22 protein-coding genes and 1 other annotated feature are annotated in these 24,371 nt (G+C 38.4%); of the genes, 19 read left to right on the top strand and 3 right to left on the bottom strand.

What is annotated here, in order from left to right:
• The first annotated feature begins 57 nt into the window (after window positions 1-57).
• The 6 genes from ABH902_RS06970 (at window position 58) to rbsK (ending at window position 5,841) form a co-directional block, all read left to right on the top strand.
• Window positions 58-924 (top strand): alpha/beta fold hydrolase, encoded by an 867-nt coding sequence (locus ABH902_RS06970; RefSeq protein ID WP_404589872.1) that lies wholly within the window; start codon window positions 58-60, stop codon window positions 922-924.
• A gap of 29 nt (window positions 925-953) precedes the next feature.
• A complete protein-coding gene (locus ABH902_RS06965; protein ID WP_404589871.1) occupies window positions 954-1,970 on the top strand; it encodes a LacI family DNA-binding transcriptional regulator in 1,017 nt (338 codons plus the stop codon).
• 142 nt (window positions 1,971-2,112) lie between these two features.
• Entirely contained in the window at window positions 2,113-3,033 is a 921-nt protein-coding gene (gene rihC, locus ABH902_RS06960) for a ribonucleoside hydrolase RihC (RefSeq protein WP_404589870.1), read from the top strand.
• A 15-nt stretch (window positions 3,034-3,048) separates the two neighbouring features.
• Window positions 3,049-4,422 (top strand): C4-dicarboxylate transporter DcuC, encoded by a 1,374-nt coding sequence (gene dcuC, locus ABH902_RS06955; RefSeq protein WP_404589869.1) that lies wholly within the window; start codon window positions 3,049-3,051, stop codon window positions 4,420-4,422.
• A 29-nt stretch (window positions 4,423-4,451) separates the two neighbouring features.
• The gene (locus ABH902_RS06950) at window positions 4,452-4,919 is read left to right on the top strand and encodes a GNAT family N-acetyltransferase (protein WP_404589867.1); all 468 of its coding nucleotides are present in this window, start codon (window positions 4,452-4,454) and stop codon (window positions 4,917-4,919) included.
• 16 nt (window positions 4,920-4,935) lie between these two features.
• Window positions 4,936-5,841 (top strand): ribokinase, encoded by a 906-nt coding sequence (gene rbsK, locus ABH902_RS06945; RefSeq protein WP_404589865.1) that lies wholly within the window; start codon window positions 4,936-4,938, stop codon window positions 5,839-5,841.
• 134 nt (window positions 5,842-5,975) lie between these two features.
• Here rbsK and ABH902_RS06940 read toward each other — a convergent pair whose 3' ends face one another.
• Window positions 5,976-6,677: a MurR/RpiR family transcriptional regulator gene (locus ABH902_RS06940; RefSeq protein WP_404589864.1), complete on the bottom strand. Its 702-nt coding sequence runs from the start codon at window positions 6,675-6,677 to the stop codon at window positions 5,976-5,978.
• Between the two features lie 81 nt (window positions 6,678-6,758).
• Between ABH902_RS06940 and ABH902_RS06935 the strand changes: the two genes are divergently transcribed.
• Together ABH902_RS06935 and ABH902_RS06930 are read left to right on the top strand one after the other, a co-directional pair.
• The gene (locus ABH902_RS06935) at window positions 6,759-8,384 is read left to right on the top strand and encodes an ABC transporter substrate-binding protein (RefSeq protein WP_404589863.1); all 1,626 of its coding nucleotides are present in this window, start codon (window positions 6,759-6,761) and stop codon (window positions 8,382-8,384) included.
• A gap of 119 nt (window positions 8,385-8,503) precedes the next feature.
• Entirely contained in the window at window positions 8,504-9,346 is an 843-nt protein-coding gene (locus tag ABH902_RS06930; RefSeq protein WP_404589862.1) for a M55 family metallopeptidase, read from the top strand.
• A gap of 89 nt (window positions 9,347-9,435) precedes the next feature.
• Here the strand turns inward: ABH902_RS06930 and sdaAA are convergent, their stop codons facing one another.
• Both sdaAA and sdaAB read right to left on the bottom strand, forming a co-directional pair.
• Entirely contained in the window at window positions 9,436-10,314 is an 879-nt protein-coding gene (gene sdaAA, locus ABH902_RS06925) for an L-serine ammonia-lyase, iron-sulfur-dependent, subunit alpha (protein WP_404589860.1), read from the bottom strand.
• Window positions 10,315-10,332: 18 nt separating this feature from the next.
• Window positions 10,333-11,001: an L-serine ammonia-lyase, iron-sulfur-dependent subunit beta gene (gene sdaAB / locus ABH902_RS06920; protein ID WP_404590066.1), complete on the bottom strand. Its 669-nt coding sequence runs from the start codon at window positions 10,999-11,001 to the stop codon at window positions 10,333-10,335.
• A gap of 424 nt (window positions 11,002-11,425) precedes the next feature.
• On the opposite strand from sdaAB, the gene ABH902_RS06915 reads away from it, so the two are divergent.
• The 11 genes from ABH902_RS06915 to ABH902_RS06865 all read left to right on the top strand — a co-directional run.
• Window positions 11,426-12,250 carry a histidine phosphatase family protein gene (locus ABH902_RS06915; protein WP_404589859.1) on the top strand — a complete coding sequence of 275 codons (825 nt, stop codon included), beginning with the start codon at window positions 11,426-11,428 and terminating at the stop codon, window positions 12,248-12,250.
• Window positions 12,251-12,471: 221 nt separating this feature from the next.
• The gene (gene rplK, locus ABH902_RS06910; protein WP_404589858.1) at window positions 12,472-12,894 is read left to right on the top strand and encodes a 50S ribosomal protein L11; all 423 of its coding nucleotides are present in this window, start codon (window positions 12,472-12,474) and stop codon (window positions 12,892-12,894) included.
• 108 nt (window positions 12,895-13,002) lie between these two features.
• Window positions 13,003-13,692 (top strand): 50S ribosomal protein L1, encoded by a 690-nt coding sequence (gene rplA / locus ABH902_RS06905; protein ID WP_404589856.1) that lies wholly within the window; start codon window positions 13,003-13,005, stop codon window positions 13,690-13,692.
• 426 nt (window positions 13,693-14,118) lie between these two features.
• Window positions 14,119-14,246 (top strand) — a sequence feature (ribosomal protein L10 leader region).
• 108 nt (window positions 14,247-14,354) lie between these two features.
• Window positions 14,355-14,855 carry a 50S ribosomal protein L10 gene (rplJ, locus tag ABH902_RS06900; protein ID WP_404589855.1) on the top strand — a complete coding sequence of 167 codons (501 nt, stop codon included), beginning with the start codon at window positions 14,355-14,357 and terminating at the stop codon, window positions 14,853-14,855.
• Between the two features lie 67 nt (window positions 14,856-14,922).
• Complete coding sequence (gene rplL, locus ABH902_RS06895; protein WP_154778066.1) at window positions 14,923-15,291, top strand: 50S ribosomal protein L7/L12; 369 nt, start codon at window positions 14,923-14,925, stop codon at window positions 15,289-15,291.
• 614 nt (window positions 15,292-15,905) lie between these two features.
• Window positions 15,906-18,029, top strand: coding sequence for a peptidase domain-containing ABC transporter (locus ABH902_RS06890; protein ID WP_404589854.1), 2,124 nt, complete (start codon window positions 15,906-15,908; stop codon window positions 18,027-18,029).
• Window positions 18,030-18,056: 27 nt separating this feature from the next.
• Complete coding sequence (locus tag ABH902_RS06885; RefSeq protein ID WP_404589852.1) at window positions 18,057-19,622, top strand: HlyD family efflux transporter periplasmic adaptor subunit; 1,566 nt, start codon at window positions 18,057-18,059, stop codon at window positions 19,620-19,622.
• Between the two features lie 36 nt (window positions 19,623-19,658).
• Window positions 19,659-20,138: a hypothetical protein gene (locus tag ABH902_RS06880; protein WP_404589850.1), complete on the top strand. Its 480-nt coding sequence runs from the start codon at window positions 19,659-19,661 to the stop codon at window positions 20,136-20,138.
• Entirely contained in the window at window positions 20,131-20,490 is a 360-nt protein-coding gene (locus ABH902_RS06875) for a hypothetical protein (RefSeq protein WP_404589849.1), read from the top strand. Before ABH902_RS06880 ends, ABH902_RS06875 begins: the two co-directional genes overlap by 8 nt.
• Before the next feature lie 736 nt (window positions 20,491-21,226).
• Entirely contained in the window at window positions 21,227-21,694 is a 468-nt protein-coding gene (locus ABH902_RS06870) for a hypothetical protein (protein ID WP_404589847.1), read from the top strand.
• Window positions 21,694-24,371, top strand: a 2,678-nt coding sequence (locus tag ABH902_RS06865) for a hypothetical protein (protein ID WP_404589845.1), incomplete at its 3' end; no start/stop codon positions are given. The genes ABH902_RS06870 and ABH902_RS06865, both read left to right, overlap by 1 nt.

Genomic DNA, 24,371 nt, shown 5'->3' with positions numbered 1-24,371 from the left:
ATTATAGTTTTGTTCCGCTTTTTTCTTAACTATCAAAAAGGCGGAGGGGGAGCTATTTTGAGGAAAAAACAATTATACTTGCTTCTGCTAGCGGGCGCTCTCATTGTTATGGCTGGCTGTGCGGGTAAAAAGACCGTAAATAAAACGCAGCAGTCCACCGCTGACACAAGTCAGATAGCAACTAAAACAGCGGTGCCGACTCTTTTTATTCATGGCTATGGCGGAGGAAATCGTTCATTTGGCGGAATGCTTAAGCGTTTGAATCAGAAAACTCAAAAAGAGTTAGTTTTAACCGTTAGTCCGACCGGAACCGTCCAATCAGCTGGACAATTGTCGGGAAAAGCGGATAATCCAAGCGTTCAAGTCCTTTTTGAAGATAATAAGAACAACGAATGGAATCAAGCAGAGTGGTTAAAAAATTGTTTACGTTATCTCGGTGAGACATACAGCATTAAGGAAGTTAATCTTGTCGGACATTCAATGGGCGGGGTCAGCGCTCTGCGTTATTTGACTACCTATGGCGCGGATACAAGCCTGCCAGCAGTAAATCAATTCATTGGAATTGCAGCGCCCTTTAATAATTTTGTGGAACTGTCTCAAGGAGAAACGATGGAGGAGCTACTTGCTAACGGTCCTTCTGTTCAAAGTGAGCGCTATGCTGATTTGGCGAGTGGTATTGCCAATGTTTCACCGGAAATGCAGGTCCTCCTCATTGCCGGAGATCTGCAGGATGGTAGTCTAAGTGACGGCACGGTGCCGGAGTCAGATGCCTTAAGTACAGTAGCCTTATTAAAAAATCATGGCAACCCAGTCACTGAAAAAGTCTTTTACGGGAAGCAGGCACAACACAGCCAGCTGCATGAAAATCCGGAAGTGGACCAGGCAGTTGCTGACTTTTTATGGCCGACTGATAGAAACAAATAGAAAACAGCTGGAGGAAAAAGGAGAGCATCATGAAAATCAGAATGAAAGATATCGCTAAAATGGCGAACGTATCGGAAGCTGCGGTTTCTTTAGTTTTAAATGATAAACCTTCTCGAATTTCTGAAAAGAAGAAAAATGAAATCAAAGCCATTGCCAAGGAATTAAATTATATGCCCAATATTGCGGCTCAAAGTCTGGCTAAAAATGCTTCCCAAACAATCGGTGTTGTGATTCCTGATATTGAAAATCCGTTCTTTTCAAAGCTTTGTAAGCAGCTGGAGGAACAGTTTCGGGCAAGGGGCTATTTAACGATTATTGTTAATTCAAATGACGATTTTGCTGTGGAAAAAAATTTAATTCAAATGCTTTTGAATCGCGGTGTAGATGGTTTAATTATTGCACTATCAAATGAATCCTTTGCCTATAAAAAAGAGCAGGAACAATTTCTAAAAATGATTGATCGGCCTTTCGTGCTGGTGGATCGCCAGGTTGCTTTTGCCGGAGTAAACCAAGTTTATTTTGATAGTTTGGCCGGTGGACGCCTCTCTACAGAATACTTATTAGAAAACGGACATCGGGACATCGCATTTTTAACTGGTGATTTGGAGCTTCCAGGAACGCTGGAACGAATTAAAGGCTATAAGCAAGCGCTGGACAGCTATGGAATTGCCATCAAAGAGGATTATATTATTGAAACCGGCTATCGTTTTGCTAACGGTATAGAAAAAGCTAAGGAACTCTTTCGCTTAAAACCGATCACAGCGGTCATTACCTCAAACGATATGGTCGCTTTTGGGGTGTTAAAACAAGCTGTTACCAACGGCTATACGATTCCGAATGATTTATCCATCATTGGTTATGACCGGCTGGAGATTGCAGATTTATTAGGGATTTCATTAGCTACAGTTGAGCAAAACAGCTCGGAGCTAACAGAAGAAGCTGTTAGTTTATTGACTAAAATGTTAACCAAGGAAGCGGAACAAACCACTAAGCAAATTTTGACGCCGACATTGTTTAAGGGTGAAAGTGTAAAAAAAATAAAATAAATATTGACTAACTGAAAATAAAACGCTATCATAAGACACAGATAGGTAAAGCGTTTAACCTGAAAATACTTTTTTACTTTTGAAAAGGTATTTTTTTATACACATTTGGTAATGCGCTTAACCTAAGAGAGGAGAAGGATTTATGGTAAAAGAAAAAAGACCTGTTATTATTGACACAGACCCAGGGATAGATGATGCGGTGGCCTTGTCCATTGCGTTAAATCACCCAGCGCTAGATGTGCGCTTAGTAACCACAGTTGCTGGAAATGTAAACGTACACAAAACGACGCAAAACACCTTGAAGCTTGTGTCATTTTTCGGCAAAAAGGTTCCTGTGGCAAAGGGCTGCGATAAGCCACTGTTGATCCAATTGGAGGATTCAGCTGATATTCATGGTGAAAGCGGGATGGACGGCTATGATTTTCCTGTATCAGAGTTGAAAGCGCTTGATATACATGCGGTTGAAGCAATGAAAGAAGTGATTTTATCTAGTCCTGAACCGATTACGTTAGTACCGATTGCGGCGTTGACCAATATTGCCCTGCTGTTCAGCATGTACCCTGAAACGAAGCAGAACATCAAGGAAATCGTTATGATGGGTGGTTCCTTATCACGCGGCAATACAAATACAAGTGCCGAATTCAACACATATGTTGATCCTCATGCAGCTCAAATTGTTTTTCAAGCAGGCTTGCCGATCGTTATGGTGGGATTGGATGTAACCAGCACCGCAGTGCTTACAAAAAATGAAACAGAAAAAATCAAGGAATTCGGTAAAGTAGGCGCAATGTTCTACGCCTTGTTCCAACATTATCGCGGCGGCAGCTTACAGACTGGCTTAAAAATGCATGATGTTTGCGCGATTGCTTATTTAACTGACCCGCAATTATTTAAAACACAACCAACCTTTGTGGAAATTGCTTTGGAAGGACCAGCAGCTGGAGCAACAGTAGCAGATTTAAAAATGAAGTATCATGATACAACGAATGCAGAGGTTTGTTTGGAAATCGATATTCCTGCCTTTCAAAAGTGGGTTGTGACCAACTTAGAAAAAATTAATTAAAAAAGGAGACTTATTATGCTTGAGTCATTATTAGTGTTAGTGGTGTTGGGTGTTGTCGCTTATTTGATTATTAAGAATTACCATCCGGCATTAAGCTTGATTACAGGAGCACTGGTATTATTAGTATTCGCTGTACTTTTAGGACATCCGCTTTATCCGGAGGGTGAAGGAACTGGCCTAGCTTTTTTCGATGTTTTTCTGAAATTTAAAGACACAATTATTAGCCAAGTCAGCTCAGCTGGTATTGTCATTATGATTTTATTCGGTTATTCAGGCTATATGAATGTGATTGGTGCTAATCAGGTGGCTGTAAATATTTTAGTAAAACCGTTGCAAAAGATTAAATCAAAAGCCTTGTTTGTACCGCTGGTTTTCTTGATTGGAAATCTAATGTCGCTAGTTGTTCCAAGTGCTTCTAGTTTAGCAATTATTTTAATGGCGATTTTATACCCAATGTTGGCGAATATGGGAATTTCATCTTTAACTGCTGCCGGTGTTATTGCGATGACAGCAACCATTATGCCGACACCGCTTGGGGCTGACAATGTCATTGCAGCGCAAACGTTAAATTATGATGTATTAACCTATGTTGCCTGGCACGCGAAGATTTCCATTCCAACCTTATTAATCATGGCAGCCGTTCATTATTTCTGGCAAAAATACTGTGATAAAAAAGAAGGTGCAGCGGCTTTTGTTGCGATTCAAAATGATGATTTAGAGAAGCAGGAAGAAGCAAATGTACCGAAATTTTACGCTATTTTACCTTTACTGCCATTGATTCTCATTTTAATTGTAGGAATTACCGGCATGTTTGTTAAAGGCATTCAAATGGATATCTTTGTGCTAACCTTTATTTCCTTCTTTGTTGCAGTGGCAATTGAAACGATTCGGCACAAATCATATAAAAAGATTCAAAATTCAGCAACGGAAATGTTTAAAGGAATGGGACAAGGCTTTAGTCAAGTGGTTATGCTGGTAGTCGGCGGCTCATTATTCACCACAGCGATTCAGTCTTTAGGCATCATCGATAAGATTATGGCTTCTGTAGAATCCTCTGCCTCTGCCGGTTTAGTGACGACCTTAATTTTCAGTGGCGCTACGACACTCTTTGGAATTTTAAGCGGCGGCGGTCTGGCGATGTTCTATGCGGTTATCGAATTGATTCCTGATATTGCATCAAAAGCCGGCATCGATGGAATTCTCATTGCCTTGCCAATGCAGATGATTGCTAATCTAGCGCGGACAATTTCACCAGTAGCGGCTGTCGTGATGATTGTTGCTTCAACAGTAGGCGTTAGCCCGGTTCGAATCTTGAAGCGGACTAGTGTACCAACCATTGTAGGAATTATTTGTGTCGTTGTTTTATCCATTCTTTTATTACCCTATTAAAAATGGAAAGTTTTCGGAGATGACCCTACATGGAAATTAGATTAGCTGATCCATCCGATTTCAATGAAATCGATCACTTATTAGAAGCAGCGAAAAAGCAAATGGCGCAGGCACATATTTATCAATGGACCACGGACTACCCTAATCAAAAGATCATTCAAGAAGATCTTGCCGGTCAGCAGCTTTATACGCTTATAGATCAGGGCAGCATTGTAGCTGTGGCAACATTGACTACAGAAGCACCAGCTGATTATACCTTGAGAAGAATTGCCACAGATCCGGCTTATTTAGCGAATGGTTACGCATCAATCTTGCTAAATGATATAATTAATAGAGTGAAAGCAAAAAATGGAAAGCATCTTTATTCAAGTACCAATCATTCTAATCTCAAAATGCAAAATTTCTTTAGGAAGCATGGTTTTGAAAAAGTTTCAGAGTATAAGGAAAGTGAAAGAGAACATCTGGGGTCTTTCTATAAGTATTTGAAGAGAATATAAGTAAGGAGGGTCCACGATGAAAAAAGTAGTGGTATTAGGAAGCATTAATATGGACATGGTCATGGAAACGGATCGGCTGCCGAAAGTCGGTGAGACGTTGCTTGGAGATACGATTGATTATTACGTTGGCGGCAAGGGCGCAAATCAGGCAGTAGCGGCAGCGCGCATAGGAGCGCCGGTTTCTCTGATCGCAAAAATTGGTGACGATACCTTCGGCAGTAAGGTTTACCAACATTTAAAACAAGAAAAGATTGACGTAGAGGCAGTCAGCACAGAAAAAAATATTTTCACCGGAGTCGCTTCGATCTTTAAGCTCAAAGAAGATAATGCAATCGTCGTATTGCCTGGCGCAAATATGCTCTTAAATGAAGTCGATGCGGTAATTAATGAAAAAACAACCGCGCAGGATGTATTTTTAACCCAGCTGGAAATTCCGCTGGAAACAGTTAAAAAAGGCTTGGCGCTTGCAAAGGAAGCAGGTGCAATCACTATTTTAAATCCGGCGCCCTATAATGAAAGTGTGCTGGAGATGCTGCCTTTTGTAGATATAATTACTCCGAATGAAACCGAATTTGAAGGCTTGTTGGGACGAACCTTGACGGATCCTGAAGAGCTTGAAGAGGAAATGCTAACGTGGGCTAAAACGCATCAAACGCAACTGATTGTAACACGCGGCAGTCAAGGGATTTCTTACACAACCGCAAACGATGTTGTGACAATCCCAGCCGAAAAAGTAGCTGTAGTGGATACGACAGGAGCTGGAGATACCTTTAATGGCATTTTAGCGGCTTGTCTGGCACAAGGCAAAACAGTTGCGGAAGCTGTCCGGCTCGCAGGCTTTGGTGCGACCCTATCCGTCACTAAATTAGGCGCTCAAACTGGAATGCCGACAGCAGCAGAAATTGAACATTTTGCTCAATAGTAACTATTGGTATAGGACGAAATAAAAGCTCATGTCTTTTGAAGAAAAGGTACGTGTTCCGCTTTTTAGGGAACAGGTGCCTTTTCTGGTTTTTTCTCTCGACGGCTGATTTTTTTCGGATATAATAAGAAAAATTATTTATTTTCTTTGGAATTTATATATGCGCATATTAACGTTTCAAAGGTAACCAAGGTTCGTCCAAAGAATAATTGCGGTTGAGCAACATTTGTCGAAAACGGACTATAAGAATTCGTGGAAAAAACTAAATCAGAAGCAGCAGCCAGCGGAGCTCTCTTTGTTCCTAAAAAAGAAATAATGGTATTTTTCCGTTCAACTGCTAGATCGACAGTCTTTTGCAAATGCTCTTCCTCGCCGGAATGCGAAACAACGATCAGTAAAATATTCTGACTATTCCGACTATTTATCATTTGAGTATGAGCAGTGGTCACACTTGGTATACAGTGAAAATTTAATACTTCACTGATATATGCCGAAATGTGAGCAGAAAAATTATTGCCTACGACAGTAATTAAATTGCCCTGATTTTGCTGCATCAGCCGACAGAATTGCTCAATTTCCTCTTTTAAAAGGGTAACTTCCGAAACAACAGGTGCCGGCAAATGAGATTCCTTAATTTTGTATAACAGCTCGTTGTAGCCGGATAAATTGAGTTTTTTTGCCAATCGCATCACAGAGGTTGGCGAAGTAAAGCAATCCTTAGCGGTCTGTCGAATACTGATTTCGCTGAGCAGACAGCTTTGTTGGTCTAAATAACTGAGGATTTGAAGATCTGTTTTAGTTAAACGATAGGTTTCTTGCAGATAACGTAAATTCATAGTGAACTCCTTGGATGCATTTATAAATAATTCTACCAAAAAATAAACATTTGTGGGAACAAAAAAATGAGGTGCTAAAAAATGAAGAAACGTTATAAAAAATTATTGGCAGTAACAACGGTAATGTTGCTGACACTAGCAGGCTGTTCAAACGGGGGAAAGACAGCTGCTGAAAAAGAAAAACAGGTATTAAAGGTAGGCATCGAATCAGAGCTGTCCACCGCTGATGTATCATTGGCTATGGATAACACCGCCTGCAGCGTAATGAGTCAGGTTGGCGAAGGTTTGTTTTCTTTTGATGAAACAGGAGCTGCTGTACCGGCGCTGGCTACGGATAAGGTGGAACCTTCAGCAGATGGCTTAACCTATACCTTTACCATTCGGGATGGTGCAAAATGGAGCGATGGTACACCGATTACTGCTAAGGATTTTGAATATTCTTGGAAACGTACGGTTGATCCTAAAACAGCTTCGCCGCAAGCGTATTATTTTGAAGGTATTAAAAACTATAAAGAGATAGCAGACGGAACAAAGGACAAAGAAGAATTAGGGATTAAAGCGCTTGATGAGCAAACGGTAGAAGTGACGCTGGCTTATCCAATGAGCTATTTCCAGCAGCTTTTAGCAGTACCAGCGTTTTATCCGCTAAATCAAGAATTTGTTGAAAAAGCCGGGAAAGAATACGGGACAAACGCAGAACACACTCTTTACAATGGCCCATTTGTTTTAAAAGACTGGGATGGCACGAACACTTCTTGGTCTTATGTGAAAAACAAAGAATATTGGGATAAGGACAAGGTTGCACTTGACGAAGTACAGATTCAAGTGATCAAGGAAGTAACAACTGGTAAAAACCTATTTGAAGACGGTCAGTTGGATTTAGTCAAAATTTCCGGTGAACTGGTGGCACAGGAACAAGGTAATGAGGCGTTGAAGATCAGAAAATTACCAGGCACTTATTATATTCAGTTAAATACGCAAAAAGATTTATTTGCCAATACCAATGCGCGAAAAGCGATTGCTCTGGCACTTGATTCTGAAAAATTAGCGAAAAATGTCTTAAATGACGGCTCTGAAAAATCTCTAGGGTTTGTGCCGACCGGCTTTAAAAATCAAGAAACCGATCAGGATTTTGCTGAAGAAGTTGGCGACATTAACCCAACGGATCAAAAACAAGCCAAGCAATTATGGAGTACTGCGAAAAAGGAACTAGGCATAGACAAAGCGACTGTTTCCATCTTGTGCTCTGATTCTGATAGTGCGAAAAAAATCAGCGAGTATATTCAAGGTGCGCTAAATGAGACGTTGGAAGGCTTAACAGTGAATGTATCTGCAGTTCCTTTCAATAATCGTTTAGAAAAAAGCCGCAGTGGCGACTTTGATATTGTATTAGGTGGCTGGACGCCGGTTTATGCAGATCCGATTGATTTCTTAAGCTTGCTGCATACCAATACTTCTAATAATTTCGGAAAATGGTCCAATGAAAAATACGATCAATTAGTGAAGGATGCAAATGAAACATATGCTAATGACTATGAGAAAAGATGGGAAGCGATGCAGGCGGCTGATCGTTTAGTAGCGGAAGAAGCACCGTTAGTACCGTTATACCAAATTACCGAGGCCTATTTAGCCAATAATGAAGTACAAGGCTTGGATTTTGGACCGCTGGGATCGATTTACTATAAAAATGTTTCCTTAAAAAACTAAAAAGTATAGTGTATAAGAACAAAGGCGATGGGGAAAAGAATTCTTTTTGGCAAGCAGACCCGAAAGAGATTCTGCCCTCTCTGCTGGCTTAAAATAATTTTGAAAAGGAGCTGCGCAAAATGAAGCTTTATATTTCCTGTGATATTGAAGGACTGGCGGGAATTGCCACTTTTGATATGGAAAAGGATGACACTCAGCTTTTTAGAGAAATCTATCATCAACATGTAGCCTGGGTCATTGAAGGCATTCAAAAGAGTCAAAAAAATCCTGAAATAGACGAAATTACTATTTCAGATTCTCATAGCCGCGGCGTTAATCTATCCTACGCCCGTCTGGCAGAAATGGATGAACGGATTTCTCTAGTGAGCGGCTTTCCTCGCATGGATTATATGATGAGTGGGTTGACCAGCGAGTACGATCTTGTATTGTTTTTAGGGTATCATGCCGGTATCGGTAAGCTTCACGGCAATATGGATCATGGTTACAGCGCTAGTGTCGCCTATGATTTGCAAATCAACGAAGTGTATATGAATGAAACAACGATTAATGCAGCTTATGCTAGCGAATTAGGGGTTCCGGTGGGCTTGATTATTGGCGAATCTGGACTGAAAGAGCAGCTGCATGATGAGCAGATGATGCCTTGGGTGCCGTTTGTATCAACGAAACAATCTCTTGGGCGCTATGCCATCAAGAATTTTTCAGTGAATAAAGTAAAAAATGAGATCATTACTAAAACCGCTGAAGCAGTGGATGGCGAACTGGCTGAATTGCCATTCTATACCATTACTACGCCAGCAACTGTACGGCTGCAATGTGTGACCACGGCACAAGCCGACCGAATTGAAATGCTGCCTCAAATTACCCGAATTGATGGACGTACAATTGAATTTTCAGGTAATTCGATGAAAGAAGTTATGAATGCCATCGTCGGAATTGTGGGGTTAGGCGGTACCACTTATTAATAAGTAGAGTAAGCTAGTTCCAGAAAAAAGCTGAGCCACACGAGAGTTGATTTTGACACTTTCGCGTGGCTCAGCTAATTTTTTTGAGATTATTCATTGGTTTGTTGTTCTAAAATTTCTTTACTTAAGCGCTTGGCTGTTGGGGTCACTGCCAAACCGCCCTCCGCTGTTTCCTTAAAGATCTGCGGCATTTGGCGACCCACTTGATACATTGCGGCAACAACTTCATCCGGTGGGATAACACTGCGGATATCAGCTAAGGCCATGTCCGCGGAAATAAAGGCTTGGGAAGAGCCTAATGCATTTCGCTTCACACAAGGAACCTCCACCAGACCAGCCACTGGATCGCAAATTAACCCCATCATATTTTTCAACGTGATCGCGATTGCTTGAGCAGCCTGATCTGCAGTACCGCCTGCCGCACAAACTAAAGCGGCACTTGCCATCGCACTGGCAGAGCCGACCTCTGCTTGACAGCCGCCTTCTGCTCCGCTGATTGAGGAATTATTCGCAATGACCAACCCAAAAGCGCCCGCTGTAAATAGAAAATCCAATTGCTGTTCATGCGTTAAATGCAGCTTGTCGATGGCCGCCATTAGCACACCGGGAACCACGCCGGCACTGCCGGCAGTTGGTGTGGCACAGATTAAGCCCATTTTAGCATTCACTTCATTAACAGCTACTGCATTTCTGACTGCCTGTAAGATCGTTTCTCCGCTTAAAAAGTTTCCTGCTTCTAAATAGGTATTTAAACGAGCCGCATCGCCGCCGGTAATGCCGGTTACAGAGGTAACACCTTGCGTGCCTTCTTGAATGGACTGCTTCATGACAATCAAATTTCGTTCCATGGTTTCGATGATGCGTTCTCGACTATAGCCTTGATTTTCAATTTCAGTAGCAATCATCAGTTCAGCTACTGAGGGAAAGTCTGCCGCTTGCTGTACTAATTCTTCAATTGATCGAAACATATGCGTTTGACTCCTTCCTTAATCAAAATAATTAACACTATAGATATGCGGAATTTGCACTAAGTTCATGGTGATATCGCCAATCTCCGCGTGATCAATTTCAATAATCATAATGGCTTTTTCACCTTTGGATTCACGAGTAACGGTCATAGTTCCTATATTAATATTGGTTTCGGAAAGCAAGTTGGTTACCTTTGCGATCATTCCGGGTACATCCTGATGGACAATAATGAAGGTTGGTGTGCCCATCGTCAGGGAAATCTTAAAGCCGTTCAGCTCTGAAATCTGAATATTGCCGCCGCCAATGGAAATGCCGGTTACTGACAGCTTACGATCACCTTTAGAAACCAGTAACTTAACAGAATTAGGATGCTCCGCTTTTTCTTTTAAAGGAACGAACAAGACTTCCATCTTTTGTTCATGCGCGATTTTCAATGAGTCTGCCAAGCGTTCATCATCTGGTTCCATATCAAGCAGTCCGCCGACTAAAGCGATATCTGTGCCGTGTCCTCGATAGGTTTTAGCAAAAGATTCGTACAAATAAATATCAACCGTATCCGGCTGTTCTCCGAAAATACTGCGGACGATTTTGCCAATACGGGCAGCACCGGCTGTATGCGAGCTGCTTGGACCGACCATTACCGGACCAATAATGTCAAAAACACTTTTATAACGTAATTGTTCCATCATTTTACCTCATTCCTTTCGGCGAAATTAGCATAAAAGGCTGTCGAACCTAAAAGAGCCGGCGACCTTTCTTGTATTCTGCAGATAACTATGTACTAACAGCTAGTAGTTTAACATATGCGCTTGAAAAAGAAAGGAGTTTTAGTTAAAAAATGAGAAAGTTTTCAAGAATAATTCGGATCATTCGACAGCTATATCGGCTGGAATATATCTGTTTTCTATTGTGTAAATTTTCAATTTGTCTAGTTTTTTAAATTTATAGTAAAATAATCGTTGACAGCGCTTTCTTTTATTTCTATAATTAATTTAGCAATCGGGATTGTTACCTGTTTTGGGCAAAACCTGAACAATTGGTCTAGTTCTTTGAACTGGCATCATTGTTCAGTTTTTTCATTTTTATAAAGTAGAAAGGATGAGAGTTAGAATGAAAATTGCTAAAAAATGTTTGAAGGGGTTTGTCTTATTAAGTGCCGTATTCGTTTTAGGGGCGTGCGGAAACAATGGAGGAAATCAGCAAAGTGACAGTCAATCCAGCAGCAGTGCAGAGGTAGCTAAGGAAAAACCGGTCGTTTTTTATGTAACGCGCCATGGGAAAACAATGTTTAATACAGTCACACGTGCGCAAGGCTGGGCAGATACACCTTTAACGAATGCTGGGGTTGAAGTGGCAGAAGCATTAGGTAAAGGTATTAAGAAAGAAAATATTGAGTTTACGGCAGCTTATTCCAGTGATTTAGGCCGTGCTCGTGAAACGGCAGAGTTAGTATTAGATAATAGTGGACAGAAAAAAGTTCCTTTAACTGAAGATAAGCGTCTACGTGAATTTTGTTTTGGTATTTACGAAGGGGATACCGATGAAAACATGTGGGGAGCCGTTGGTAAAAAAATGGGCTATAATTCCTATGAAGATTTCATGAAAGCCTTCGCTGACCGCAAAGTGAATATGGCAGACGCTGTAAAAAATCTAAAATCTTTAGATACGACCGGTTTAGCGGAAGATCAGCCGACAGTTAAAAAACGGATGCAGACTGCATTGAAGGAAATTGCCAAAAAGACAGAAGCAGACGGCGGCAATGTTTTACTGGTGGCGCACGGTATGTCTATTTTAGCGATGGTTTCGGACTTAACGGATGATGAGCTGCCGATCCAATTAGAAAATGCCAGCGTAACAAAAATTGTGTATGAAAATAACCAATTCAAGGTAGAATCAGTCGGCGATATGAGCTATGTAGAGGCCGGAGAAAAATAAAAACTACAGGATAGTGAAGCGTTCTATTTAGTCAAAAGCAATTATTTCAGAAGCTATCAAGGGAAATACAGGAAAAGCATTGAAAATCCAGAGGGAAAGTTGTATACTGTTTTAGTGTGTGTTTTTGCATACAACTTTTCTTGGCGTAGCCAAAGAATCGCGTGGGAGGAGAAATCTTCATCTCCAATTAACCACATCACGGACTTAAGGAGGTATGTCTCGTGGCAAAAAAAGTAGAAAAAATCGTTAAATTGCAAATTCCTGCAGGTAAAGCAACACCAGCTCCGCCAGTAGGTCCTGCATTAGGTCAAGCGGGTATCAACATTATGGGATTCACTAAAGAATTCAACGCTCGTACAGCTGATCAAGCTGGTTTGATCATTCCAGTAGTAATTTCTGTATATGAAGATCGTTCATTTACATTCATTACTAAAACACCACCAGCTGCAGTATTATTGAAAAAAGCTGCAAAAATCGAAAAAGGTTCTGGTGAACCAAACAAAACGAAAGTAGCTAAAGTATCAAGCGATCAAGTAAAAGAAATCGCTGAACTTAAAATGGCAGACCTAAACGCCGCTGATGTTGAAGCAGCAATGCGCATGGTTGAAGGAACTGCACGAAGCATGGGAATCACTGTAGAATAATTTTATTCCGGCATCCCAAAGAAGTAGCTTCTCAGTTTATTTCATATTTAAAGATATGAATTACGTGGGAGGTTCTACCGTTATAACCACAATCAAGGAGGAAACAAAATGGCTAAAAAGAGCAAAAAAATGCAAGAAGCATTGAAAAAAGTTGATGCTACAAAAGCTTACTCAGTTGAAGAAGCAGTAGCTTTGGCAAAAGAAACAAATATCGCAAAATTTGATGCAACAGTTGAAGTTGCTTATAAATTAAACGTTGACCCTAAAAAGGCAGACCAACAAATCCGTGGAGCAGTTGTATTGCCAAACGGAACTGGTAAAACACAAACTGTTTTAGTTTTCGCTAAAGGTGATAAAGCGAAAGAAGCAGAAGCTGCTGGCGCTGATTTCGTAGGCGATGCAGATATGGTTAACAAAATTCAACAAGGCTGGTTTGGCTTTGACGTAGTAGTAGCAACTCCAGACATGATGGCTGAAGTTGGTAAATTAGGACGTGTCTTAGGTCCTAAAGGTTTAATGCCTAACCCTAAAACTGGTACTGTAACAATGGACGTTACTAAAGCTGTTAACGAAGTAAAAGCTGGTAAAGTAACTTACCGTGTTGACAAAGCTGGAAACATCCATGTACCAATCGGTAAAGTTTCATTTGATAATGAAAAATTAGTTGAAAACTTCAACACAATCAATGATGTATTAGTGAAAGCTAAACCATCAGCAGCAAAAGGTCAATACATCAAAAACATTTCAGTAACAACAACATTTGGACCTGGAATCCATGTTGACCAAGCTTCTTTTTAATTAGAAAAGTGTAATAGACCGGTTAGATTGTGAGCAAATTAGGAAACTTACTCAAAGATGGTTTTTATCTTTGAAGGAAGTTTATCTATTTGCTGAGCAATCTGGTCTATGGAACTAGATCAAAAGAAAAGCTGAACGAACTCACTCAAGGCTGACAGAAAAATAGGAAATTTTGATTGTGACGCTTTTTGTCACAAACAAAATTTATCTTTTTTTCGAAGTCTTAGATCGTGAAGCTAGATCAAAAGAAAAGCTGAACGAACTCGCTCAAGGCTGACAGAAAAATAGGAAATTTTGATTGTGACGCTTTTTGTCACAAACAAAATTTATCTTTTTTCCGAAGCCTTAGGTCGTGAAGCTAGATCATAGTAAAAAATTTCTAAAAAATTCTTGACTCACTCACTTGCCCTATGGTAAAGTGAGTGAGGTTAATGATTAACTGTACCGAAGACAGTAGGTGACGCAAGTCTTAATTTCCTACCGAGGACAATTGTTGATACATACAATTCGGTCCCTCTATGTCTACGGTGGCATGGAGTTTTGTTGTTTTACACGACTTTTTGAAAAAAGCCGATGTAAAACAATACTTGGCGAACGAAGTGAGCGACGTTTCATCTCGCAAACCAACAAAACTTCACCATCAAAATCAGGAGGTGAAATAAATGAGTGAAGCAGCAATCGCTAAAAAAGAAACCCTAGTTCAAGAAGCCGCTGGCAAATTTGAATCAGCAGCATCAGTAGTAATCGTGGACTACCGTGGTTTAACAGTTGAAGAAGTCACTAACTTGCGTAAACAATTACGTGATGCCGGCGTAGAAATGAAAGTTATCAAAAACTCTATCCTTTCTCGTGCAGCTAAAAAAGTTGGTTTAGACGGCTTAGACGAAGTCTTTACAGGCCCAACTGCTGTAGCATTCAGCAATGAAGATGTAGTAGCACCAGCTAAAATCATCGACGAATTTGCTAAAGATGCAAAAGCATTAGAAATCAAAGGTGGCGTCATCGAAGGAAAAGTTTCTTCAGTAGAAGAAATTACTGCGTTGGCAAAACTACCAAGCCGCGAAGGTTTACTTTCTATGCTATTATCTGTATTGCAAGCGCCAGTCCGCAACGTGGCTTACGCTGTCAAAGCAGTGGCAGAGAAAAACGAAGAAGTTGCTTAAGAGCAGCCTGATTCAAAAATATAAACAAAAAAATCAAACAATTTTAATTTAAATGGAGGAAATTCAAATGGCATTGAACATTGAAAACATCGTTGCTGAATTAGAAACAGCGACTATCTTAGAATTAAGCGAATTAGTTAAAGCTATCGAAGAAAAATTTGACGTATCAGCAGCAGCTCCTGTAGCAGTAGCTGGACCAGCAGCAGGTGGCGCAGCAGAAGAACAAACTGAATTCACTGTTGAATTAACAGCAGCTGGCGACCAAAAAGTTAAAGTTATCAAAGCAGTTCGTGAAGCAACTGGCTTAGGCTTGAAAGAAGCTAAAGCAGTAGTTGATGGCGCCCCTGCACCAGTTAAAGAAGGCGTTTCTAAAGAAGAAGCAGAAAGCTTAAAAGCTGCTTTAGAAGAAGTTGGCGCTTCAGTAACTGTAAAATAATCATTAATAGTATGATTGTCCGATCTCTTGTTTATCGAGAGATCGGGCTTTTTTTGTTTTAAAAGCTTGATAAGGTTTTGGATTCTGGAAATATTATATAGTGTTTTTTTTTGTTAATTAACATAAATTTCTTAAAAAAATATTTTTGAAAAGTAAAATTTACTTATGGTCTTATTCAGACAAATGATTTTATTTTATTAATAATTTTATAGCGGAGTAATTTTGAAAAAATGTCTTTTTATTTAAAAATAGAGCCATAATAATTGAGTGCTTAAACGTGAAGAACCAACTTTTTTCTATTTTATATTATAAAAAGATAGTTATTTCTTTATGAGAAAACAAAATGTTCACATTGTTTACAGAAAATTTAGAAAAATATTCCTGCTTTTTTCTTTTAAATAGAAAGAAATTGTAAAGAAAGGTTTCGTTTTTTCTATTGAATACACAAAGGAGAAATGTGATAATTATTATATAAATTATATGTTATTTTTTATAAAGTATTTTGTGTTTTATGGACATTTAAATTGAATATTTGAAGCGATTTATATGCTTCAAAAGTCTTAACTTAATTTTACTAAATTGAAAATTTATTTTACTTATGTTGGAGGAGTTTTATGAAAAATGATTGGTTGTTGAGTTTGTTAGTGGTAAGTGAATTATACGGAGTTCCTATCGATCCTCCGCAAATGTTTCATGAATTAAATATGACAGAATTTGCTGATGTAGATGAAAAACAAATGCTTAAGATTATTAAATATTTAGGCTATAAAGCGAAAAGTAGTCGATTTACACCAGAGTTGTATTATCGTTTGCCTATGCCATGTATATTGAAGGATTGGGCTGGAAATTATTTTGTGTTGATTCAAGCTACTAAAGAAAAAGCACTAATTTATTTTCCATTAGAACAGCGACCAAAAGAATTATCATTGGATGAGCTTTACACAATGGAGATTGAAACAGTTCTCTTGCTCAAACACAAGCAAATTAAGAAAAAAAATCAGAAATTTGGAATTAAATGGTTTTTACCGTCTATTATCAAATACAAGCATGTCTTGTTGGAAGTGATGCTGGCTGCTTTATTTATTCAACTACTGGGCCTATTTAGTCCAATTTTTATTCAGGTAGTCATTGATAAGGTATTGTCTCATCACAGTTTAGCAACTCTAACGGTCTTGGGAACAGGCTTGCTGATTGCTTTTGTTTTCGAATTAATCTTGGGGATAGCTAAAAATCATGTGTTTTCAAATACAACGAATAAAATTGATTTACTGCTTAGTGTTAGACTGTATGATCATCTGCTGCGTTTGCCATTAAGATATTTTGAGAATAGAAGAGTTGGAGATACGGTGGCACGTATTAGAGAATTGGAAACTATTCGTAATTTTTTGACAGGTACGCCACTGAATGCCATAATTGACTGTATTTTTCTGGTATTTTATCTCATAATTTTATTGTTTTATTCTACGCAATTAACGTTGATTTTATTACTGACCATTCCTTTGTTTGTATTACTTTCCATGATTACCACTCCTATATTTAAAGAAAGACTGGATGAACGCTTTGCAACAGGTGCGGAAGCACAATCTTTTTTGGTAGAAAGTGTTTCAGGAATTCATACCATAAAATCTCTTGCTTTGGAGCCTAAAATGAAGGAACAATGGGGGGAACTGGAAGCCGGCTACACCAAGGCCAGCTTTAAGGGATCAATTTTATCTGGAGACGTTGGCGTTATCGGACAATTTATTCAAAAGGTGTCTGATTTACTTATTTTATGGTTTGGTGCAAAAGCTGTTTTAGAAGGAAAATTAACAGTTGGCCAGCTGATTGCTTTTCGTATGTTGGCAAGTAAGGTTAGCAGTCCTATTTTACGAATTGTGCAAATTTGGCGTGAGGTTCAGCAAACCGGTATCTCTATTGATCGGATTGGTGATATTTTTGATACGAAACCAGAAGAAGAAAGTAATAATAAAACTAGGATGCAGGCGCTACAAGGGAAAATAGTTTTTCAAAACATCACTTTTCGTTATGATCCAAGCCGATCACCAGCAATTAAAGCAATGAGTTTTGAAATCCAGCCAGGTCAAACAATTGGTATTGTTGGACGGAGCGGTTCAGGTAAAAGTACCTTGACTAAACTAATCCAACGGCTCTATGTTCCTGAATCTGGGGATATCTACATTGATGGCGTTAATATTGCCGTTACGGATATGGTTTGGCTAAGGAGTCAAATTGGTGTAGTTTTACAGGAAAATTTTTTATTTAATCGAACAATTAGAGAGAATATTGCGATTAATTATCCTAGTGCATCCATAGAAAAGGTTATTGAAGCAGCCAAAGCAGCTGGAGCTCATGATTTCATTGCTTCTTTTCCTAATGGTTATGATACAGAGGTTGGAGAACATGGTGTTGGCTTATCAGGGGGACAAAAGCAGCGGATAGCAATTGCACGTGCGTTGATAACGGACCCTAAGATTTTAATATTCGATGAAGCAACCTCTGCATTGGATGTTGAATCAGAACATATTATTCAGCAAAATCTTAAGAAAATTGCTGAAAACCGGACTGTTCTAATCATTGCGCACCGCTTAACGACAATAAAAGACGCGGATTGTATTTTTGCCTTAGAAAATGGAGAGCTAAAAGAAATGGGCAGTATTCCAGAATTATTAGCACAGCCGGAAGGAATTTTTAAAGGCTTGTACGAACAACAGGAAGGAATGCTTGGAAAAAACTTTTAGTAAAAAAGGCATAAAGGAGAAAAACACATGATGTGGAAATTAAATCAACGAATGCAAAAAGCATCTGAAAAAAGATTATTACGTAAAAATAAAAAAGATATGAAGTTGCTTAATGAATTTCAGCCGGATGTTATTGAGCTGATCGATAAGCCTATCTCGCCAATAGGAAGATGGATTGTTAAGCTGATTTGCTTGTTTCTATTTTTAATACTATTATTTACCTTTTTTGGAAAAATAAATGTAGTTTCAACTGCGAGAGGAACAACTAAACCAAAGGGAGAAATATATCGAGTTCAGATGCCAAAAACAAGTACGATTATTGCAATGAATGTTGAAGAGGGACAAAAAGTAAAAAAAGGAACTACATTATTTTCAGTGGATGATGAGCAAGTCATTGGGATTGATAACGTTTCAAATGAAAAATTACTGCAGCAGTCTCAATTAGAAAAAAAAGCGTTAACAGCAATTTTCAAAGACAAAAAACTAACGGATTATTTGTCGATAGAAGAAATTAGACAAAATCCAGAAGTTGAATCCTATTATAATATTCAGCTTACTTCAGTGCAGTCGGCAGTTGAGGTTTTGCAAAGCGAAAAAATTCAACAGGAACGTTATGCATCAATGTATGAGTTTCAAAAAAAATCGATTGATGCAGAAATAAGTAATACAAAAACTCAGATTACCTATTTAGAAGAAAAGAAAAACCAAGCTGTAGGTAAAGAAGAATTAGCGCAACTGGAACTCCAGTTAAAATATGCGCAAAGCGATGAAGCAGATTATCGGAAAAAATATGAAGAAAATAAAGAGTATAAGAGCGCATGGGAAAGTAAAAAAGCGGATCGTGAAAACAAAGAAGCGCAGATAGCAGTAAAAAAAGCAGAGCTGGAAGAAGCCATCAAAGAGCTGGATAGTCAGATTGCTTCTTATCAGGCAAAAGTTGCGCAACTAACAGCTGACTTATCGGTACAGCAGGAAAATATCAATTTAGCTAATGCCAAGAATGGGGAATTTGATTTACAGATTGAAAGTACACGGGCGGAAGAAAAAAATAAAATTTCCACAATGATTTTGGAAAAAAATAAGGAAATCGAACAATACCAAGCTGCTCTTGATAAAGGTGAAGAGTATGTAAAAAACCAAATAGTAACCGCACCAGTTTCCGGAACTATTGGTGAAATTACGACGGATGAGCTGGGAGAAACACTACCGCAGGCTCAAGAGGTTTTAACCATCGTTCCTGAAAAAGCCCCGTTATATTTTGAGATTTTAGTGAAAAATCAGGACATTGGCTATGTTCAGATCGGGCAGAAGGTTTCAATTAAAGTAGAAGCTTTCTCATTTCAAAAAAATGGTGTTTTAGAGGGGAAGGTGACATACATCAGTCCGGAGGCAGAAAAACAGGAAGATCAGCAAATGATGTATAAGGCTAAAGTAGAATTGTTAAAAAAGCAAACCAAATTCAGAGCTGATCCAAAAAATGTATTGGTAGGAATGAATGTCACTGCGGATATTGAAATTGGACGGAGAAGAATCATTGATTTCTTTTTTGAACCGGTAACGAAGTATTTGGATGAAAGCTTTAAACTAAGATAAATTGAGTTTTTGAATAGCGATAAAAAGGAGAAAAAAATGAAATTTAAGAACGTAATTTTAACTAAAAAAGGAGCAGGGAAGTGGGCGAATTATTTTGCAGAGAAATACCCAACTAAAGCTGGCTTTGTAGGACGCTGGACAACCTGGTCCGGCCTGACCATTAATGAAGACCAATCCGTTTTTGTAAAACACAAATGTGATAACCCGGATAAGCCTACACAAGTTTGGCTTTACTACTTTTGGCATGGCTATCTATTTAATATACAAATGAAACAAATTTGGGAAAAACAAGAGCTAAAAGCGTGGGAGGTGGATTGGATTAATCCGTATCCTGAGCAGCTTTCAAGTAAGAGTATTCATTTGCCTCAAAAACTAAAAAAGAAAAGAAAAATCATTTTTAGAGATTTAAGGCAGGCTTTAATTGTATATGGCGTAGATGGCTCAAAGGTGGCAAATCCACCACTCCCCAATATCAAAATTAGATTAGAAAAAGAGGTGTATGAATCAAATGTTTAATTATGAAGAAGGGTTGAAAGAACTAAAAAAGTTGAGGCAAAGAAAAAGGAATTTTACTTTCGAAGATTTGAATGCTTTAATTCGACAAATTTCAGTTGATGACCCTTTGGCGAATGAAGACGCCACAACTATAATGTATAGCGGTATGATTGATGAAGTAACACACAGTCATCTGCTAATTGAAGATTTAGCGTTAAGAAAGGATGTTCGCTTGTTAGATCGAACTCCTGTGGCTGAATTTTTAAGGAGTAATCCATACAGGGATGCTGTTCGAATGGCTCTACTTACTGCCTCTCCCAATTTGAAAGCAAAAGCTTTGAGTGATGCAGTTAATGATTATCTTTACGGATAAAACATAAAAGACTGCTCAAAAAGTAGCTGAATAATTTATGAAAGTAATAATCGAAAACAAAGGAATTTAACTACAATTTAGTAATATAAAAAGGAGAGAAATTAATATGATGACAATTGAAACATAAGAAAAATTCAAATCCGATATTTCAAATTTAGGGCACTATTTGAGAGAACTATATGAAAAATAAACAATTATCACAATGATTTCATAAAATTAGGTAAATCTGTACCTTTTGTTGAATTAAAACTCTCGGAGATCTTTTCATCCTATACTGTTGCCGAATTAGCAACAAGTGTTTATCCACAACATGGATGAGAAACGCGATGCTTAATTTTTTATGCTAAACATTATTATGATCATGCCAGAACATTACTATATAGTGATGAAAAGCTTGATTTTGATGACTTAGAAAATTCTTATAAAGCTGTTTGTGATCAATATCTTGAAATTGTTAAACCGGCCCTCGAAGAATCATTTTCCTATGCGACACAAAACTTATTAGCATTGCGAGGCATTCGATAGTTTAGAGAGACGAAATGAAAATAAAGGAATATGAAGGAGAGAAAAACATGACATTTGTTAATGAATTAATTAGTAAGATATTAGAAAAATAAATAATTCTTGTTACTTTAGAGTTAAAGTAATAAGAAGTGTTTATTTTAAAAGAAAGGAGAAAATGAAACGGATTGTAAGGTAATAAAAGAATGCTGAAAAAAGAAAGGTAGGAGGAAAAATGAAATTTAAAAATGTAATTTTATCAGAAGAAGAAGCAATGAAGTGGGCAGAGTACTTTGCAGAAATGTATCCAGAAAAAAAAGGTAGAGTTGGAGAGTATTCAACATGGAGTGGAATGACAGTAAATGAGGATCAAACTGTATTCGTAAAAACGAATCGAGTGAATCAGGATAATTCAGATGAAGTATGGTTTTACTATTATTGGTACGGTTGTTTATTTATTGTACAAATGGAACGAATTTGGGGTGAGGAAGACTTAGAAGGATGGGAATTTGATCGTATTATGACTTTTCCAAACAATTTATATGGACCAGGAATTCATTTATCAGAAAAGTTAAAAAGTAAAAAAGAACAAATTTTTCAAGATTTAAAAGAAGCTATGATCGTTTATGGTCGAGATGGAACTCAAGTTTCAAACCCACCTATTCCTAATATTCAAATTTTAGTAGAAGGGAGGGCATATTAATGTTTAATTATGATGAAGCTATACAAAAATTAAAAGAATTTTCAAAGAGTAATAAACTAACTCTAGATAAGTTAGAAGATTTAGTTCGTCAAATCTCTATTGAAGATCCAGTAGCAAGTGGAAATGCAACAACAATTTTGTATAGTGGAATGATTAACGACAAAACTCATAGTTCAAGTGTAATTCAAGCTTTAGTCGATGATAATGCAACAAATGTGAGGGTGATAGATCGTACGCATGTGGGAAAGTTTTTATTGAGTGAAGATTATAAAAACGCAGTTAAACTAGCTTATCAAAATACTTATCCCAATGTAAAACCTAAAGATTTTGAAAAATCTCTTGGAAATTACCTCTACGGAGGGGATACAAACGGAACAACCGGCCCATGGGCGGAAGCTTCTAAACGTCTGGCGCAGGAAACTACCGGAAGTGTAATATGTATTGTCCCAAATGCTTCATCAACACGAACATGGGCAATGGTAGAGATGCCGAATATATTAAATAATCCTAACGTTACTTCAATCAATGGCATGCCAAAAGAACTGTTTCAGCGAGAATGGAATCAGATTATGGCAACTGCTGATCTGGACAATCTGCATACAAACTCCAATTTTAATAATCTTCTGGATACAATAAAAAAAGATGCTTCTGAAATTTTCAAATCAGGAAGTACAGTAGATGAGTTTACCAAGCATCTGGACAATTCTTCGACTCATAGCAATGTTTGGCTGAAACGTGTAGAGGACGGCATAGGCCAACCTTTATCAATGCAAGATTATCTTGATTTAAGAAAAAAACATAATCAAATATTAGATAAAAATGGGTGGACTAAAGCAGATATTGATTTAGATGAGATGATTATTGCAGATAAAAGCTTTTCACAAAAAATGAAAAATCTGCTTGGGGATGAAAGAGGGACTGCTTCCATCAACTGGCTGGACGATGCAGTAGATGGTGCAAAAGGACTTTCTGGAAAAGACTACATGCGGATTCGTGATCAGATTGATGAGGCTTTAGAGAAGGCCGGCTATTGGCTGACACATGGCAAAGCTGGCAAAGCTTTAGCAATTGCTGGTGTTTTAGCTGATGTGATTGAAATGGGCTTTGTAACGAAAAATGCAATTGCTGCTTGGCTGAACGGGGACAAAGATCAGGCCATCGAATATGTGAAAGATTGGGCATTCAGTTCCGCGGGCGGCTGGCTGATGGGAACATTAGGCTTTAGTAGCGGTAGCTTCATTAGTTCTGCCTTGTTAGGCGGTTTATTCGGCGGACCATTAGGTTTGTTATTGGGTATAGGCGGTGGAGTATTAGGCAGTATGTTGGGAGAAAGTATTGGGGATTGCCTGGGAGATTTATGGAATAGTCTCTTTGGTGAAGCTGTAAGCGCTGTTTATGATCCACTGATTTTAGATTTGGCCGGAGATGGTTATAATATTCTCAGCAAAAAAGAAGGTACTTATTTCGATTTGGACAGCAATGGCTTCCGCGAAAAGATGAACTGGACAACACAAGATGGCATACTTGCCTTAGACTTGAATGGTAACGGTCAAATTGATGATGGACGAGAAGTCTTTGGAAATTATACCATGCTTGCAAATGGAGAATTAGCCAAAAATGGTTTTGAAGCTTTAGCCCAATATGATACGAATCACGATGGAATCATTGATCAAAATGATGCTATCTTTGACCAGTTGCTTGTGTGGGTGGATAACGATGGAGATGGTGTATCAGATGCTGGAGAACTAAAAACGCTTAAAGAATTAGGCATTATTTCTATCTCTTTGAATGCCAAGGAAGAAAATTTGGGTACTGCGACAGAAGCAATCGTTGGAAATACAGCATCCTTTGAATTTATAGATGGGAAAGTCGCTAGTATCGGCGAGCTATGGGTATCTAGTGATTATTATGATACGAAGGAGCATGAAAATGTTGTTGGTTTTGAAGATATGCCGAATATACGGAGTATAGGTAATATACGTTCTTTACATACAGCAATGTCACAGGATAATCAAGTGCAACAGTTAGTCAAACAAATTATCAGTGAAGAAGATAGAAGTCTTAGACAAGAACTAGTTGAACAGTTGCTCCTTAAGATATCAGGCGCTGATCGAGTAGCAAGTAATAGCAGAGGAAGTCATATGAATGCTCAGCATCTGGCAGTAGTTGAAGCTTTCATGGGTTCTGTCTTTAATGGACAAAATGGGCGTAATCCCAATGCAACAGCTGGCCCTATGCTAGAAAAGATGTATCAAGATTTTGTAGAAATGTATTATATGGAAATGATGAGTCAAACCATCTTGAAGCCGTATTTATCAATGATTGTCAAAGATGATTCTGGGTATCATTTAGATTTGATGAATGTGTTTCTTGAACAACAACTATTTACTGCTGAAAATGAAAACCTTCTTTCAGAAATGGCAACCTATTTACGGTATCGAGAACCGCAATTAGATTCTATGTTTTATCAATTCAAATCTCATTTTGCAACCAATGAACATTATCTAAATCTTATTGACCAAACTTCAACCAATCAAGGAAATGATTACCTTTACGGCTCAAATACAGATGATCACTTACTTGGAGGAGCCGGAGACGACTACCTATCTGGCGGAGCCGGCAATGACATCATAGACGGAGGAAGCGGAAGCGACCGACTGTATGGAGGAGCTGGAGA

The sequence above is a fragment of the Enterococcus sp. UD-01 genome, from assembly GCF_044909655.1.
Taxonomy (GTDB): Bacteria; Bacillota; Bacilli; order Lactobacillales; family Enterococcaceae; genus Enterococcus_L.
The sequence above is the reverse complement of the archived record's forward strand: the minus strand, read 5'-3'. Positions and strand labels throughout refer to the sequence as shown.